Genomic DNA, 15,543 nt, shown 5'->3' with positions numbered 1-15,543 from the left:
CCTCCGATGCCGCGCAGACTCCGCCCGGCGCACTCCGCGGTGGACGCGTGAACATTCCGGCGGAAGATCAAGACACGATCGTGGTCACCGGATCGCGCATCGCGCGGCCGGAATATGAGGGTGCACTGCCGGGCGTGCAGATTCGCGCCGACACGATCGACACGCGCGGCTTCACCAACGTGCTCGAAGCATTGCAGGACATCCCGCTGGTCGGCGCCGGCGCAAGCCCGCTCAACGGCAACAATGGCGGCCAGACGGCCAGCCTGGGTGCCGCCTTCGTCGACCTGCTCGATCTCGGCACCGCCCGCACGCTGACGCTGGTCAACGGCCGCCGCTTCGTCTCCGGCAACTCGGCGTCGCTGTTCGTTGCCGGCAACGAGACCGGCAGCCAGGTGGACGTGAACACGATCCCCTCCTCGCTGGTCGACAAGATCGACATCGTCACGGCCGGGGGCGCTGCCGTCTACGGCGCCGACGCGGTTGCGGGCGTGGTGAACTACATCCTCAAGACGGATTATCAGGGCTATCGCCTCAATGCCCGCGGCGGCGCGTCGACCAGGGGCGATGCCGCACAGTATCAGCTGAGCGGACTCGCCGGCTGGAACTTCCTCGACAATCGCGCCAATGTGACGATCTCCGGCGAATATAGCCGCAACGACGGCCTGCAGGCGGTCGCGCGCAACTTCCGCAACGTGCGCCCGGGATCCTATACCAACCCGTTCAACGGCGGCGTCCGCAATCCGAACTTCACCGGCACCGCGATCATCGACGTGACGGGGGCGAATAACGGCGCGTTCCTGCGCGCGTCGGACGACGGCCAGCCCTCGTCGCTATACGGTTTCGGACTGGTCACCCAGACGCTCAGCAATCCGGGCACGGTGCTGAACGTCAACAGCACCAGCTTTTACACGCCGTACGCCCCGATCACCTCGGGCAGCGGCGCGACTCTGCGGACCAGCAACTACATCACCTTCCAGAACGGCCTCGCCCCGGTCGGCTTCGCGATCAACGCCACCGACGCCAAGGGCGCGCGCACGACGATCAGCACCAGCAACAACGGCTATTGGGTGACCAGCGGCCAGTTGATCCAGGGCACGCCCGGCGCGGCGCTGATTTCGGGCAACGGGCTGAACGGCCGTGCCAGCGCGATCAGCAACGTTCCCTTCGCGACCTTCGCGCCCACGACGGTGACCGCCGCGCTGGTGCCGCAGATCCTTGCAGCGTACGGCGTCACCGCACCCACGGGCGCCACCCAAACCCAGCAGTCCGCTATTGCGGTCAATCTGCTGCAGGCGAACCGCTTCACGGCGCGCGAATTTCTGGCGGCCAACCCGAACGTCAACCTCAACTACTTCGTCGGGACCTTCGCGCCGGACGTGCCGCGGGTCGCCAATACCGACACGTCGCTGGTGAACGTCAAGGTGAACGGGGCCACCGTGCAGGTGCCGGTGAACCAGGTACTGCCGTTCGTCGCGGTGCCGCTGGAGTTCACCGACGCCGGCGTGCTGCGCCCGTACACCTTCTCCGGCCCGATCAGCGGCGCGATGCCGATCACGATCGGCTCGGCGGCGGGCGGCGATGGCGGTTTCCGCCGCAGCCTGGAAAACACCGTGCTGCGGACGCAGCAGGATCGCTATGTCTTCAACGGCAACGCCAACTTCAAGATCAACGACTCGCTGACCGTGTGGACCGAGAACATGTACGCCAATGTTCTCAACCGGTCGCTCGGCAACATCTCCGGCGCGCAGAACTTCCTGACCAACACCCAGGAAAACGCCGCGCTGATGGTGAACTACAACAACCCGTTCCTGTCGACGGCGAACCGGGCCGTGCTGAACTCGGTCGGCATCACTCCGACGGCGACCAACCAGGGCAATTTCCTGGTGACGCGGCAGAACCAGGATATCTTCGGGGCCAATCCCTATACCAACCGACAGGAGACCTATCGCGTCTCGGGCGGCCTGAAGGCCAAGTTCGAACTGCTGGGCCGCGCCTGGAACGCCGAAGTCTCCGGGACCTACGGCAATTCCAAGCAGAACACCCGCAGCTACGGCATCGCGGATGTCGAATATCAGCTGGCGCTCGACGCGGTCGATCAGGGCCTGGCGACCACCGGCACGGCGAACGGCAAGATCCTGTGCCGCGCGCAGGTCTTCCCGAGCCAGTATCTCGGCAAGACGCCGATCGGCACGGCGGAGAACATCACCCGCGTGACGGGAAGCGATGGCCTGCCCACCGAGGTGCTCGTCACGCCGACGATCACGCAGGACATGATCAACAGTTGCAAGCCGCTCAATCCGTTCGGCTACAACCAGATGTCGCAGGAATCGAAGGATTACGTGACCAGCCCGTCGCTGTTCCGCAACCTTTCCGAGCAGACCTATCTGAACGCCAATCTCGGCGGTGGGCTGTTCAACCTGCCGGCCGGCGAACTGGCGTTCAACATCGCCGGCGAATATCGCCGAGAGCATCTGGCGTTCAGCACCAACGAGCTCAACCGCCTCGGCCGCTCGCGTTCGGCGCCTTCGGCCAATACCGACGCGTTCACCAAGACCTATGAGTTCGGCGGCGAGCTCTCGGTTCCGCTCACCAGCAGCGAGTTCCTGCCGTTCCTGGGCGATCTGACCTTCACGCCGGGCGGTCGCTTCACCAAGCAGAATGGCCAGGCGCAGACCTATCGCAGCCTTGCCGGGCAGGTGGTCACGCCGCGCGCCAGCGGCAAGTGGAACTCGATCTACTCGCTGGGCGGCCTTTGGGCGCCGATCCGCGACATCACCTTCCGCGGCAACTACACCAAGTCGGTACGCCAGCCGTCGATCGTCGAACTGTTCCTAGGCGGCCAGCCGGTGTTCAGCACGCCGACCGACTATTGCAGCCAGGCCAACATCGATTCGGGCTCCTTCCCGAAGAACCGGCGCGCGAACTGCATCGCGGCGGTGATCGCCAACGGCAACGCCACCGATACGGCGTCGGCGACCAGCTTCCTGTCCAGCTTCACGCCGGCCGGCGCCGGCCTGCAGGGAACCTATACGGGCGCACCGAACCTGCGCGCGGAAAAGGGCACCAGCTGGATTGCGGGCGTGGCGCTGCGGCCGCGCTGGATCCGGGGTCTCAACCTCTCGGCCGACTATCTCGACGTCCGCGTCGACGATACCATCGTGCCGGTCGGCCTGGGCCAGATCCTGCAGACCTGCTATGACAGCCCCACCTATCCGGACACCACGGGGTCGGTGGGCCTGAACACCTGCTCGCAATTCTCGCGCGACAGTGCCTTCCAGATCCAGAACGGCTATCGAGCCGGCTTCCTGAACCTGGGCGGGATCAAGGTGAAGGCGATCAACGCATCGCTCGACTATTCGGTGAACTTCGGGTCCGACAAGCTGACGCTGTACGCGAACGGCTATTACCTGATCACCTATGACAGCTCGGCGTCGGGCAAGTTCGACGACACGATCGCGAGCGCCGGCAGCCGTTCGCGGCCGAAGCTCAAGACCACCGCGCGGGTCCGCTACGATCACAAGAACCTGTTCGGGCAGGTCGCCTGGTATCGCGAATCCGCGACGAACATCTTCGTCAGCGGCCTCGTCGCCACCACCGAGCAATATCCCTATTATCGCTACTCGCCGGTCAACGACGTCAGCATTGCGGTGGGCGCGTCGGTGAACAAGAGCTTCCGCATCCAGGCAACCGTGTCGAACATTCTCGACCAGACCTCGGTCGGCCAGCTCGGCTACGAGTTCGCCGATTATTACGACCAGATCGGCCGCCGCTTCCAGTTGTCGGCCACCGCCAACTTCTGATCGGGCAACCGATGTATCGGGAGGGCCGCCCGGCGACGGGCGGCCCTTTTCTTATGCCCAGACCCGATCGAACCGCGCGCCCAGCCCGGTGAGCAGCTCGTACTGCGACAGCCCGCTCAGCGCTGCGGTCTCGGGCAGCGCATAGTCGATCGCCACCCAGTCGCCCTCGGCGAGATCGGGCGCGGCATCGACGCAGATGGCGGTGAGGTCCATCGAGACGCGGCCCACCACCGGCAGCACCGCGTCTCCGGCGTGCGCGCGTCCCTTGTTCGAGAAGCAGCGCAGATAGCCGTCGGCATAACCGAGGTTGAGGATCGCGACGTCGATGTCGTGCGGCGCGGTGTAGGTGGCGTTGTAGCCGATCGTCTCGCCGGCCGGCACCCGCCGGCGCTGGAGGACCTGCGCCTCGGGCGTGACCACCTGCGCGATACCGGCATGCGCCTCGCGCTGGCGGCCGCCGTAAAGTGCGATGCCGGGTCGGGTGAGATCGAAATGATAGTCCGGCCCCAAGGCGATGCCGGAGCTATTGGCAAGGCTCATCCGGCGCGCATCGGTGCGCCCGGCGAGCGCCGCGAACGTGTCGCGCTGACGGGCGTTGAGCGGCACGTCCTCGTCGGCGGAGACGAGGTGGCTCATCAGCGTGTCGATCGCCAGCCCGTCGAGCAGCCCGTCCGCCACCGCCTGCGGCGACACGCCCAGCCGGTTCATGCCGGTATCGACCATCACGTCGCACCCGCCCCCGCCCGCGTCGCGCCAGCGCCGGACCTGCTCGGCGCTCGCCAGCACCGGCCGCACATTGGCCGGGCGATCGGCCAAATCCTCGGCGCGAACGCCGTGCAGCACCGATACCGGTACGCCCAGATCGGCGATGTCCCGCGCCTCGGCCCAGGTGGCAACGAAGACATCGCGGCAGCCCGCCGCCGCCAGCCGTTCGACCACGCCGCGCGCGCCCAGCCCATAGCCGTTCGCCTTCACCGCCGCGCCGCACGCCGCCGCACCACTCAGGCGCGCAAGCAGCGTCCAGTTGGCAGCGAGGGCGGCGGCGTCGAGGCGGAGGCGAAGGGGGGAGTCGGTCATCCCCCGTCGGTTAGCGCCGCGCTGCGCGAAGCGCCACCGTCTCGCGCAATCCCATCGCCGTTACCACCAGCGCCATCGCCACCACCGCGAAGGTGTACCACAGCCCCGCATAGGGGTTGCCGGTGCGTGCGACGATGTAGTGGCTGATGAAGGGCAGGAACCCGCCGAAATAGCCGGTGCCGATATGATAGGGGATCGACATCGACGAATAGCGGATGCGGCTGGGGAACATCTCGCTGAGCAGCGCCGCCACCGGGCCATAGGTGGCGCCGCACAGCGCCATCAGCACCGTCATCGCCACCAGGATCATCGCGATGTCGATCGGCTCGGGCACGATGCGATCGAAGCGATAGCCGGCATCTTCGAGCGCGGCCTTCACTGCCTTGGGGTTGTTGCTTTCGACGACCTGGCCGCCGATGGTGACGACCACCGTGGGCGCCTCGGCGGTCTTGTAGCTGACTCCCAGCCGCGAAAGATGGTCGAGCATCCGCCAGCACTCGTCCGCCTGGGTGGTGGCGAAGGGGTCATAGGCGCAGCGCGGCCCGGCGACGATCACCGGCTCCCGCTTCGATGCCTTGGCGAGGCCGGGATTGGCGGCGCTGCCGATCACGTAGAAGCAGGGGAAGAGCAGCACCAACGTCAGCGCATAGCCGATCACGATCGGCGGCTTGCGCCCCACCCGGTCGGAAAGCTTGCCGAAGAAGATGAAGAAACCCACGCCGATCACCGCGCCCGCACCGGTGATCAGCTGCGCCGCGGTCTGGTCGAGCCGCATCGGGCCCGAGAGGAAGGCGAGGACCGAGAACATCGCGGTGTACCACACCACGGTCAGCCCGCCGGCGATGCCGAACAACGCGACGAGCAGCCGCTTCTTGTTGCCCGGATAGGTAAAGCTCTCGACGAAGGGATTGCCCGCGGTCTCGCCCGCTTCCTTCATCGCGCGGAACACGGGGCTTTCGGACAGGCGGAAGCGCATCCACAAGGAGATGGCGAGCAGCACCAGCGAGAAGAGGAAGGGCAGCCGCCATCCCCAGCTTTCCCACACGCCGGCGGCGGCAAAGCGGAACAGCAGCACCACCGCGAGGCTGAGGATGAACCCGCCCACCACGCTGGCCTGGATGAAGCTCGTGTGGAAGCCGGCGCGGCCCTCGGGCGAATGCTCGGCGACGAAGATCGCCGCGCCGCCATATTCGCCGCCCAGTGCCAGCCCCTGTGCGATGCGCAGCACGAGGATGACGATGGGCGCGGTCGCCCCGATCTCGCGATAGCCGGGAATCAGGCCGATGCCGGCGGTGGCCAACCCCATCACCGTGATGGTGACGAGGAAGGTGTATTTGCGCCCCATCTTGTCGCCGAGATAGCCGAACACGACCGCGCCGAGCGGGCGGAAGCCGAAGCCGATCGCGAAGGTCGCCCAGGAGAGCAACGTCGCGAGATTCTCATTGCCCGAAGGGAAGAAGGTGCGGCCGAGGATGCCGGTGGCAGTCAGCGTGCCCCAGATGAAGAAATCATACCATTCGAACACGGTACCCAGCGACGACGCGCCGATCACCATCCGCATCTCGCTGGCGCTGGGTTCGCAAACCTCGTCGGCCATCCTGTATGTCCCCCACTTGTCTCGCTGTGCTTCTACAGGAGTCGCACGGGGGAGCAATCTGTCAGGCGCGGCGGCCCAGCGTCTTGAACATCAGCGTGATCCGCGCAGCCTCGGGCGCGACCGCGTAGATCGGGCGCGCGGCGTGCGGGATGGTGCCGGGGAAGATCACCAGCCGATCGGGCTTGGGCACCACCGCCTTCACCACTTCGCTGCCGCTGCGATTGAAGAACAGCGTCTCGCCGCCCTGGTCGGCATTCCACTCGCCTTGCGGATAATAGATCGCGGTAAGGTGGTCCTTGCAGTCCGAATCGAGATGCACGCCGCCGCCGACGCCCGCCGGCATGCGGTTGGCATAGCAGCGCGACAGCCGCTGGGCGCGCAGCGGCTTTTGCAGCAGCGCCTCCCACACCTCGGCGATCAACGGTGCGGCGGCCTGCAACTCGTTGCCGATCGCCTTGGGATCGCGATCCTCCTGCGCGCTCTTCTGATAGCCGGCGAAATGCTTGTAGAAATAGCGCGGCGCATCAGGCGCACCCGAGGAATAGGCGCCATGCGCCCAGCCCGGCTGGTCGAGATAGTCCCAGACGCGCTGGCGCCGTTCGTCGCCGAGGAAATTGTCGAGTACGCGAATGTCGTTCAACTGGCCGGTCCTTGCACCACGCCCGGCGGGGCCGCTTCGGGCTAGCGGAACAAGGTTAACGGCGGGTTAGAGGACCAGCTCCGCCTTGAGGAAGTCGACGAAGGAGCGCACCCGCAGTGCCAGCCGGTCATGGCCGACGAACAGGGCGTGGATGTCCTCGCCGTCGCCGGGGTTGAACGCCGCGAGCAGCTCGACCAGCCGTCCGGCCGCGAGATCGGCGGCGACATGGAAGCGCCCCATCCGCGCGATGCCGCCGCCGGCCAGCGCCATCAGCCGCACCGCCTCGCCCGAATTGGCGAGGAACGGCCCGTCCATCGTCCGCTGGACAACGGTTCCGTCGATGCGGAACGGCCAGCTGTCGATCGAGCGGCGGAAGTTGAAGCGCAGGCAGGTGTGGCGATCGAGGTCATTCGGGTGCCGGGGCGTGCCGCAGCCGGCGAGATAGTCGGGGCTGGCTACCACCGCCATCGTGCTGCGGCCGAGCTTCGCCGCCTTGATGCCGGTATCGCGCAACGGCCCCACGCGGATCGCGACATCGGCCCGCTCCTCGACCAGCTCGACCAGCGCGTCGGACAGGGTGAGGTCCACCGTCACCCCCGGATGCGCGCGCAGATAGGCGGGCAGGATCGGGATCAGGAACTGCATGCCCAGCGGCACCGAGGCGTTGACCCGCAGTGGTCCGCGCGGGACCTGGTCGCGCTCGAAGCTGTGCTCGATCGCGTCGATCTCCGCCATCAGCCCGGCGACGCGGGCATGATAGGCCTGGCCTTCCGGCGTCAGCGCCAGAGCGCGGGTCGTGCGCGTGGCGAGTTGGACGCCGAGCCGCGCTTCCAGCCGCGCCATGCCGCGGCTGACGGCAGAGGGGGTGATGCGCAGCGCCTTGGCGGCACCCGCAAGGCTGCCCTCGGCCGCCACCGCCAGGAACATCTCCATCTCGCCGAGCCGATTGTCCATCCGTGATTCCGATGCACTTCTGTGATGCTGACCGGCAATCTACTCAGCAATGCGGGCGGCGCCTACCTTCCGTTGCGACACTGGAAGGAGATACCCCCCATGGATCTGCAGCTCACCGGCAAGACCGCCCTCGTCACCGGCTCCACCGCCGGCATCGGCCTCGCCATCGCCGAACGGCTCGCCCAGGAAGGCGTGGCGGTGACGATCACCGGCCGCAGCCAGGCCAAGCTTGACGAGGCCGCCGCGCGCATCGCCAGGCTCGGCACCGTCAACCCCGTGCTCGCCGACCCCGCCACGGCGGAAGGCGCGGCGACGCTGATCGCCGCGGTTCCGGATACCGACATCCTCGTCAACAATCTCGGCATCTACGAAGCCAAGCCGTTCACCGAGATCAGCGACGCAGACTGGCACCATCTGTTCGAGGTGAACGTGGTCAGCGGCGCGCGGCTCGCCCGCCATTATTTCCCGCGGATGCTGGGGCGCGACTGGGGCCGGGTGCTGTTCATCGCCAGCGAGAGCGGGCTCGTGATCCCCAGCGAGATGATCCACTACGGCATGACCAAGACCGCCCAGCTCGCGATCGCGCGCGGCCTCGCCGAGCAGACCCGCGGCACGGGCGTGACGGTCAATTCGGTGCTGCCGGGGCCGACGCGCTCGGAAGGCATTGTCGAGTTCATCCGGTCGGTGGTCGACAACAAAGACGCGCCCGAGGCCGAGCGCGAGGCCGAATTCTTCGCCAAGCTGCGCCCGCTCTCGCTGATCCGCCGGCTGATCGAGGCCGAGGAAATCGCCGCGCAGGTGGCGCTGCTCGCCAGCCCGCTGGGGGCGATCACCAATGGTGCCGCGATTCGGGTGGAAGGCGGAATCGTGCCCACGATCGCGTGATCTAGATCCTCCCCGGAACGGGGAGGGGGACCGCCGCCGAAGGCGGTGGTGGAGGGGGGCCTCCCCACCGGATTCACTCGCTGCGATCCCCCTCCACCATGCTGCGCATGGTCCCCCTCCCCGTTCCGGGGAGGATCTTTGGTTAGCCCCCGAGACCCTCCAGCGCCTCGCTGGCTTCCATCCAGGTCAGCTCCGCCGTCTCGATCTGCGCGCTTACCTCGGCGCGGCGCTTCATCAGGTCGGTCATGGTCAGCTTGGTGAGCGCGGCATCGGCATTGGCCGGATCGAACATCGCCTTTTCCAGCGCCGAAAGCTGCGCCTGGAGCTTGGCAAGTTCGGTCTCCGCCGCCTTGGCCGCCTTGCGCAGCGCGGTGCCCTTCTCGCGCGCCTCGGCAGCGGCGCGGCGGGCTTCCTTGCGATCGGCCTTCGACGCACCACCCTTGCCGCCGCCGCCCGAATCCTTCGAGAGCACGAAGGCGATGTAATCGTCCAGACTGCCGTCGAATTCCTTCGCGGTACCCTGGTCGACCAGCACCAGCCGGTCCGCCGTCATCTCCAGCATGTGGCGATCGTGGCTGACCACGACGACGGTGCCCGAATAGCCGTTGAGCGCCTGGATCAGCGCCTCGCGCGCGTCGACGTCCAAGTGGTTGGTCGGCTCGTCGAGGATCAGCAGATGGGGCGCGTCGCGGGTGATCAGCGCCAGCGCGAGGCGCGCGCGCTCGCCGCCCGAAAGCTTGCCGACCTTGGTCGTCGCCTTGTCGCCCGAGAAGCCGAAGCGGCCGAGCTGCGCGCGCACCGCGCCGGGGCTCGCGCCCGCCATGTTGCGCGTCATGTGCTGCAGCGGCGTATCGTCGCGGTCGAGCTCCTCCACCTGATACTGGGTGAAATAGCCCACCTTCATCTTGCCGCTGCTGTTGATCGCGCCGTCCATCGGCGTCAGCTGCGCGGCGAGCAGCCGGGCCAGCGTCGTCTTGCCGTTGCCGTTGCGACCGAGCAGCGCGATGCGATCGTCGGGATCGATGCGCAGGTTGAGCCGCTGCAGGATCGGCGTGTCACCATAGCCGACGCTGGCCATGTCGAGCGTGATCAGCGGCGGGCGCAGCTCGTCGGGATTGGGGAAGTCGAAGCTGAGCGAGGGATCGTCGACCAGCTCGGCGATCGGCTGCATCTTGGCCAGCGCCTTCTGCCGGCTCTGCGCCTGCTTGGCGGTGGAGGCGCGCGCCGAGTTGCGGGCGATATAGTCCTGCAGCTTCTCGCGCTCGGCCTGCTGCTTGACGCGCGCGGCGGCGAGCTGGGCCTGGCGCTCGGCGCGCTGGCGCTCGAACGCGTCATAGCCGCCGGGATAGAGCGTCAGCTTGCCGCGCTCCAGATGCAGGATGTGATCGACGACGTTGTTGAGGAAGTCGCGCTCATGGCTGACGAGCAGGATCGTCGCGGGATAGGATTTGAGGAAGTCCTCCAGCCACAGCACCGCTTCGAGATCGAGGTGGTTCGAAGGCTCGTCGAGCAGCAGCAGGTCGGGCTGCGAGAAGAGCAGGCTGGCCAGCGCCACGCGCATCCGCCAGCCGCCCGAGAAGCTCTCCAGCTCGCGGTGCTGCATGTCCTCGTCGAAGCCGAGGCCGACCAGGATGCGCGCGGCGCGGGAGGGGGCGGCATGCGCGTCGATCGCGATCAGCCGCTCGTGGATCTCGCCGATGCGATCGGGATCGTGGCTGGTCTCGCTCTCCTCGAGCAGCGCGGCGCGCTCGATGTCGGCGGCGAGCACCGTCTCGAACGGCGTGGCCGTGCCGCCCGGCGCTTCCTGCGCGATATAGCCGAGCTTGGCGCCGCGCGGCATGTCGACGCTGCCGCCATCGGGTTCGAGCTGGCTGGCGATCACCTTCACCAGCGTCGACTTGCCGGCGCCGTTGCGGCCGATCAGGCCGATGCGCCCGCGCGGCGGCAGCTTGGCGGTGGCGCCGTCGATGATCGTGCGGCCACCCAGGCGCACCGTGATGTCGGTCAGATTGAGCATGATTGCGCACCGCCTAGCCGATGCGCAGCCAAAGGGCCAGCAGCAGCAGAGCCTGTCCCGCGCATTCTTCGGCGCATCCCGCCGACGCGTTAAGCGGTCCTAAGAATTCGGACTGCTAGTCGCCGGACCGACGATCCTTGCGTCGGATGCTGCACGGGCACGCCGCCCGCGCGGATGCCGATGCCCGACGGAGCAGCCCTTGTCCGCAGTACCAGCGCTGGATCCGTCCTCGCCCCGGCCCCAGGACCGCATGCCAAGGAGACGGCCATGTACGCCGCGCCCATTCCTGATCCCAATCCCGAATCGGAGCTGTCGCTGGCGGAGATCGAGGCGACGTTGCGCCAGGTCGCCGGCAATCTCGATTCGCGCTTCGTCTCCGCAGGCGAGGCGCTGGCGCAGGCGCATGCGATCGGCGAGCGGCTGATCGCCGCACTGGAGAGCATCACCCATGCGCTGGGCCGCGATGCCGCCGAAGCGGCCGTGCGGAACATGCGGACCACCGCCGAACGGCTGGAACGGCTGCCCGCGGTGCAGGCGACGCGGCAGGCCGGGCTGGAACGGATCGCCGCCGGCGCACGGCCGCTCGCGCACCACATCGCGCAGATCAAGCGGACGCTCGATTTCCTGCGGATCTGCGGGCTCAACATCAAGGTGGCGGCGGCGGGCCGCAACGGCTTTGCCGATTTCGCCGACACGATGAACGTCCGGCTCGACGTGGGCGAGATCGAGATCGGCGGCATCGGTACCGAGATCGAGCGGCTCACCGCCAGCATCCCGGCGCTGATCGAAGTCGATCGCCAGCTGGCCGCCGAATGCGCCAAGGTGATCCCGCACGTGCCGCGCAAGCTCGCCGAGGATGCCGAGGCGCTGCAGCGCCACCAGGCGGCCGATGCCGCCCGCGCTGCGCGCATTGCCGTCGTCGCGCGCGAGATCCACGGCCAGGTGGCGACCGCGATCGACGCGATGCAGATCGGCGACATCACGCGCCAGCGGCTGGAGCATATCGCCGCCGGTATCCGTGCGCTGATCGCCTATCGCGACCGCGCCGATCCCGCCGCGGCGATCTCGGTCATCGGCCATATGGTCGCGCTGTTCGCCGCCCAGACTTCGGACACGGTCGAGGCCTTCCACCGCGAGTCGCAGCGGCTCGCCGAAAGCCTGCACGGCATCGCGCCGAGCGCGGCGCAGCTGCTGGAGATCAAGGCCGAGGGCGATCGCGAACGGCGCGACGATGGCGGCGTGTTCCTCGCCGCGCTGGAAAAGAGCATCGCCGATGTGGCGCAGGTCACCGCGCGGCTGCGCGACGCCGATGCCAAGGCACAGGCGCTGGGCGGCTCGACCTCGGACAGCGCCGAGCGCCTCGCCGAGCGGCTGCGCGTGGCGCACCGGGTGAACGAGGACGTGCACCTGATGGCGTGGAACACCGATCTGCGCTGCCACCGCCTCGGTGACGAAGGCAAGGCACTGGCGATGGTCGCCTCGGAGATCCGCGGCTTCGCGACGACGCTGGCGACGATTTCGGGCGAGATCCGCCAGTCGGTGGAGGCGATGGTCGCCGCAGTGACGGCGCTACGCGATCCGCGGGCCGAGGAAGGCGCCGACCCCGCCGCGGCGCTCACCGAATCGCTCGCCTGCATCCATGAAGGCGCCGTGCGCGTGCGCGAGGGCTTGGCCGGGCTGGGCGAAGATGCCGCGGCGGTGCACCGCATCCTCGAGAGCAGCACCAAGAACGTCGATTGCGAAGCCGCCTTCGGCGATATGCTGCGCAGCGCGGTGCTCCAGTTGAAACTGTTCGGCAGCCCCTGCGCGGCGCCGCAGGGCGATGTCGCCGCAGCACTTTCAGGCCAGCTCGACGGCATGGCCCGCAGCTACACCATGGCGCGCGAACGCGAGATGAATGGCCGGTTCGCGCTGCCGGGCTCGGGCGGGTCGAGCAACGGTCTGCAGGACGATGACGGGCTGTTCTGAACCGCCCGTCCCGTGTCCTACTTCTTCTGGGTCTCGTCCGGTTCGTTGATATAGTCGACGAAGCTGCCGACCAGCGAGTCCCATAGCTCCAGGTTCTTGCGGAACAGCGCGGTGGTCATCGGCTGGTCCTCGAAGTTCAGGTCGTACTCGATCGCCGCCTCGCCCTTGTCGTCCGAATAGACGCGGGCGAAGCGATGCTTCTGCGTCCAGGCATTGGCGCGCTCGGGCGTCAGCTTGTCGGTCCAGCCGGCGTAGAACTGGAGGTCGCCGCAGTTGCGGCCCTTGTCGCAGCTCATGAAGAAGATGGTGTATTTATAGCCCTGCGCGCCGCTGCGGATGATCGGGTCACCGTCGCTGTCCTTGGACAGCTCGGCCTTGTAGCCGGCATCCTGCAGCGCCTTGACCACCGATTGCGGATCCGTGGACTTCACCTGCGCCTGTGCCGGCACCGTTGCCAGCAGGCCCAGCCCGATCAGCACCCCCGTCTTCATCTGCTTTCCCCTTGCCATTGGTACGCGAGCGTTGCCCGTATCGCGAACCCGGCGCGCCTGCCAAGCCTAGCGGCGCCCGAGCCGGCTGCGCTGTGCCTGTTTGCGCAGCGCGCCCGGCATCCAGCGCGCCGCGAACCACAGCTTGCGCGCCGTCTTGCCGACGCGAGTGTGGAGCACGGTCCTGTGCACCGCCGCCCAGGCGGCCTCGGCAACCTCGCCAACCGGCGTGATCTCCAGCCCGGCGCGGCGCACATTCTCGCGGATATGCTGGTTGGAGCCGCCCGCCGGCTGGTCGAGCAGCGGCGTGTCGATGAACGAGGGCATCAGCGTGCGCACCTTCACCCCGGCCGAGGCCCATTCGCCGTCCAGCGCCTCGGCCAGCCCGCGCACCGCGAACTTGGTCGCCGAATAGATCGCCGCACCCGAGGTGCCGTAGATCCCCGCCGCCGAGCTGGTGATCAGCATCACCGATCCCGGCGTCGCGGCGAGCAGCTCGAAGCCGGCATGCGCACCGTGGACCACGCCGAGCAGGTTGATCGCGACGCAGCGCTCCAGCTCGGCCGGCGGCGTGGTGGCGAAGGGCCCGCTGGTGCCGATCCCGGCATTGGCAAACAGCACGTCCATCCGCCCGCCGCTCGCAGCCGCGAAATCGGCAAGCGCCACTACCCATTGGTCGCGGTCGCGTACGTCGAGCTGGTGGGTCGTGGCACTGCCCGCCGGGAGCATCGCCAGCGTCTCCGCCAGCCCCGCCGCGTTGACGTCGGCCAACCCGACGCGCCAGCCGCGCTGCGCGAATAGCACCGCCACCGCCCGCCCGATGCCCGACGCGCCGCCGGTAATGAAGATCGCCTGCTGGGGCATCGCCCGCCTCTCCCTGATCGCTGGCGCCTGTCGCGACACCTTGGCGCCATCCTTCCGCAGGATGCTGCGCAATGCCAGCGCGATGTTGCGGGCCTCAGGCCGTGGCGAGCAGTTCGTCGACCCAGGCCGGGACCAGCGTGCCCGCCGGCCCCATCCGGCTCTCCTCGAACCAGTGGCTGCCGCCGGAGGGCTCCAGGTTCATCTCGAGCGTCGCCGCGCCATGGTGCCGCGCGGTCTGGACGAACCCCGCCGCCGGATAGACCGCGCCCGAGGTGCCGATCGAGACGAACAGGTCCGCGTCGGCAATCGCCGCCTCAATGCGTTCCATCTCGTACGGCATTTCGCCGAAGAAGACGATGTCGGGCCGCAGCGCGAGCATGCCGCAGTTCGGGCATTCGCTCTCGGGCGGGAGCGCCTCCTCCCAGCGCTCGCGCACGCCGCAGGCCGCGCACAGCGCCGAGCGCAGCTCGCCATGCATATGGAGCAGCCGCGTCGCCCCCGCGCGCTCGTGCAGGTCGTCGACATTCTGCGTCACGATCAGCAATTGGCCTGACCATGCCGCGTCGAGCCGCGCCAGCGCATGGTGCGCAGCATTGGGCTCGACCGTCTCAAGCGCGGCGCGCCGCAGATCGTAGAAACGGTGGACCAGGGCCGGGTCGCGCGCCAGCGCCTCGGGCGTGCAGACATCCTCGACGCGGTGCCCCTCCCACAGCCCGCCCGGGCCGCGAAAGGTCGCGATGCCGCTCTCGGCGGAGACGCCGGCGCCGGTGAGAATCACGAGATTGCGGATACTGGCCATGCTGCGACCCTAGGCCCGCCATGCCGGCGCCGCAAAGTCCGGTTTCTCTGATCGCTCAAGGATCGGAGACAAATCCATGGCCCTGCTCGCCTTCGCCCTCCTCGCGATCCTGCTGCCGCAACAGGCACGCGGCCCCGCCGGCGACGACGACGGCACCGGCATCGTCTCGCGCCCGCTCACCCAGCAGCGCTGCGTGGTCCCCACCGATCCCAACGAGATCGTCGTCTGCAAGCGCGACGAACCCGATCGCTACCGCATCGGCCCGCAACTCGCGGCGCCGCCCCAGCGCCGCGCGCTCGATCCCAGCTTCCGCCTCCCCGGCGGCGGCGAGGTGCGCGCCGAGGCGCAGCAGCAAAGCGCCGGCATCGCCTCGGTCCCCGCCGCCTTCGTGACCCTGCGGATTCCGTTGGGGGCCAAGAAGAAAAAGCCGGACGATCCGCAAAAATAGCATCTG

The 15,543-nt window shown here is 68.1% G+C and carries 12 protein-coding genes; 4 read left to right on the top strand and 8 right to left on the bottom strand.

Annotated elements, in window-relative coordinates; genetic code table 11:
* Positions 1–47: 47 nt before the first annotated feature.
* A complete protein-coding gene (locus ABIC65_RS15315; RefSeq protein ID WP_354309869.1) occupies positions 48–3,800 on the top strand; it encodes a TonB-dependent receptor domain-containing protein in 3,753 nt (1,250 codons plus the stop codon).
* A 51-nt stretch (positions 3,801–3,851) separates the two neighbouring features.
* Here ABIC65_RS15315 and ABIC65_RS15310 read toward each other — a convergent pair whose 3' ends face one another.
* The 4 genes from ABIC65_RS15310 to ABIC65_RS15295 form a co-directional block, all read right to left on the bottom strand.
* On the bottom strand, positions 3,852–4,877 hold the full coding sequence (locus tag ABIC65_RS15310) for an alanine racemase (protein WP_354309868.1): 1,026 nt from the start codon (positions 4,875–4,877) through the stop codon (positions 3,852–3,854).
* A 10-nt stretch (positions 4,878–4,887) separates the two neighbouring features.
* Positions 4,888–6,474: an MFS transporter gene (locus tag ABIC65_RS15305; protein WP_354309866.1), complete on the bottom strand. Its 1,587-nt coding sequence runs from the start codon at positions 6,472–6,474 to the stop codon at positions 4,888–4,890.
* A gap of 61 nt (positions 6,475–6,535) precedes the next feature.
* Positions 6,536–7,114: a 2OG-Fe(II) oxygenase gene (locus ABIC65_RS15300; RefSeq protein ID WP_354309865.1), complete on the bottom strand. Its 579-nt coding sequence runs from the start codon at positions 7,112–7,114 to the stop codon at positions 6,536–6,538.
* 66 nt (positions 7,115–7,180) lie between these two features.
* The gene (locus ABIC65_RS15295) at positions 7,181–8,068 is read right to left on the bottom strand and encodes a LysR family transcriptional regulator (RefSeq protein ID WP_354309863.1); all 888 of its coding nucleotides are present in this window, start codon (positions 8,066–8,068) and stop codon (positions 7,181–7,183) included.
* 99 nt (positions 8,069–8,167) lie between these two features.
* Here ABIC65_RS15295 and ABIC65_RS15290 point away from each other — a divergent pair, with 99 nt between their 5' ends.
* Complete coding sequence (locus ABIC65_RS15290; protein WP_354309861.1) at positions 8,168–8,953, top strand: SDR family NAD(P)-dependent oxidoreductase; 786 nt, start codon at positions 8,168–8,170, stop codon at positions 8,951–8,953.
* 142 nt (positions 8,954–9,095) lie between these two features.
* Here ABIC65_RS15290 and ABIC65_RS15285 read toward each other — a convergent pair whose 3' ends face one another.
* The gene (locus tag ABIC65_RS15285; RefSeq protein WP_354309860.1) at positions 9,096–10,970 is read right to left on the bottom strand and encodes an ABC-F family ATP-binding cassette domain-containing protein; all 1,875 of its coding nucleotides are present in this window, start codon (positions 10,968–10,970) and stop codon (positions 9,096–9,098) included.
* A 267-nt stretch (positions 10,971–11,237) separates the two neighbouring features.
* Here ABIC65_RS15285 and ABIC65_RS15280 point away from each other — a divergent pair, with 267 nt between their 5' ends.
* Positions 11,238–12,938, top strand: a complete 1,701-nt coding sequence (locus tag ABIC65_RS15280; RefSeq protein ID WP_354309859.1) for a hypothetical protein — start codon at positions 11,238–11,240, stop codon at positions 12,936–12,938.
* Positions 12,939–12,955: 17 nt separating this feature from the next.
* Here the strand turns inward: ABIC65_RS15280 and ABIC65_RS15275 are convergent, their stop codons facing one another.
* From ABIC65_RS15275 to ABIC65_RS15265, 3 genes are all read right to left on the bottom strand, one after another.
* Positions 12,956–13,429, bottom strand: coding sequence for a YbjN domain-containing protein (locus tag ABIC65_RS15275; protein ID WP_354309858.1), 474 nt, complete (start codon positions 13,427–13,429; stop codon positions 12,956–12,958).
* A 66-nt stretch (positions 13,430–13,495) separates the two neighbouring features.
* Positions 13,496–14,290, bottom strand: a complete 795-nt coding sequence (locus tag ABIC65_RS15270) for an SDR family oxidoreductase (protein WP_354309856.1) — start codon at positions 14,288–14,290, stop codon at positions 13,496–13,498.
* Between the two features lie 94 nt (positions 14,291–14,384).
* Positions 14,385–15,089, bottom strand: a complete 705-nt coding sequence (locus ABIC65_RS15265) for an NAD-dependent deacylase (RefSeq protein WP_354309855.1) — start codon at positions 15,087–15,089, stop codon at positions 14,385–14,387.
* Between the two features lie 76 nt (positions 15,090–15,165).
* Between ABIC65_RS15265 and ABIC65_RS15260 the strand changes: the two genes are divergently transcribed.
* Positions 15,166–15,537 carry a hypothetical protein gene (locus tag ABIC65_RS15260; RefSeq protein ID WP_354309853.1) on the top strand — a complete coding sequence of 124 codons (372 nt, stop codon included), beginning with the start codon at positions 15,166–15,168 and terminating at the stop codon, positions 15,535–15,537.
* Positions 15,538–15,543: the final 6 nt, after the last annotated feature.

The sequence above is a fragment of the Sphingomonas trueperi genome (assembly GCF_040545665.1).
In the GTDB taxonomy this organism is placed as follows: Bacteria; Pseudomonadota; Alphaproteobacteria; order Sphingomonadales; family Sphingomonadaceae; genus Sphingomonas; species Sphingomonas trueperi_B.
The sequence above is the reverse complement of the archived record's forward strand: the minus strand, read 5'-3'. Positions and strand labels throughout refer to the sequence as shown.

Coding starts and splice junctions, on each gene's coding strand:
- ABIC65_RS15260 (WP_354309853.1), top strand. CDS start 15,166: ATGGCCCTGCTCGCCTTCGCCCTCCTCGCGATCCTGCTGCCGCAACAG.
- ABIC65_RS15295 (WP_354309863.1), bottom strand. CDS start 8,068: ATGGACAATCGGCTCGGCGAGATGGAGATGTTCCTGGCGGTGGCGGCC.
- ABIC65_RS15280 (WP_354309859.1), top strand. CDS start 11,238: ATGTACGCCGCGCCCATTCCTGATCCCAATCCCGAATCGGAGCTGTCG.
- ABIC65_RS15305 (WP_354309866.1), bottom strand. CDS start 6,474: ATGGCCGACGAGGTTTGCGAACCCAGCGCCAGCGAGATGCGGATGGTG.
- ABIC65_RS15285 (WP_354309860.1), bottom strand. CDS start 10,970: ATGCTCAATCTGACCGACATCACGGTGCGCCTGGGTGGCCGCACGATC.
- ABIC65_RS15275 (WP_354309858.1), bottom strand. CDS start 13,429: ATGAAGACGGGGGTGCTGATCGGGCTGGGCCTGCTGGCAACGGTGCCG.
- ABIC65_RS15290 (WP_354309861.1), top strand. CDS start 8,168: ATGGATCTGCAGCTCACCGGCAAGACCGCCCTCGTCACCGGCTCCACC.
- ABIC65_RS15310 (WP_354309868.1), bottom strand. CDS start 4,877: ATGACCGACTCCCCCCTTCGCCTCCGCCTCGACGCCGCCGCCCTCGCT.
- ABIC65_RS15265 (WP_354309855.1), bottom strand. CDS start 15,089: ATGGCCAGTATCCGCAATCTCGTGATTCTCACCGGCGCCGGCGTCTCC.
- ABIC65_RS15270 (WP_354309856.1), bottom strand. CDS start 14,290: ATGCCCCAGCAGGCGATCTTCATTACCGGCGGCGCGTCGGGCATCGGG.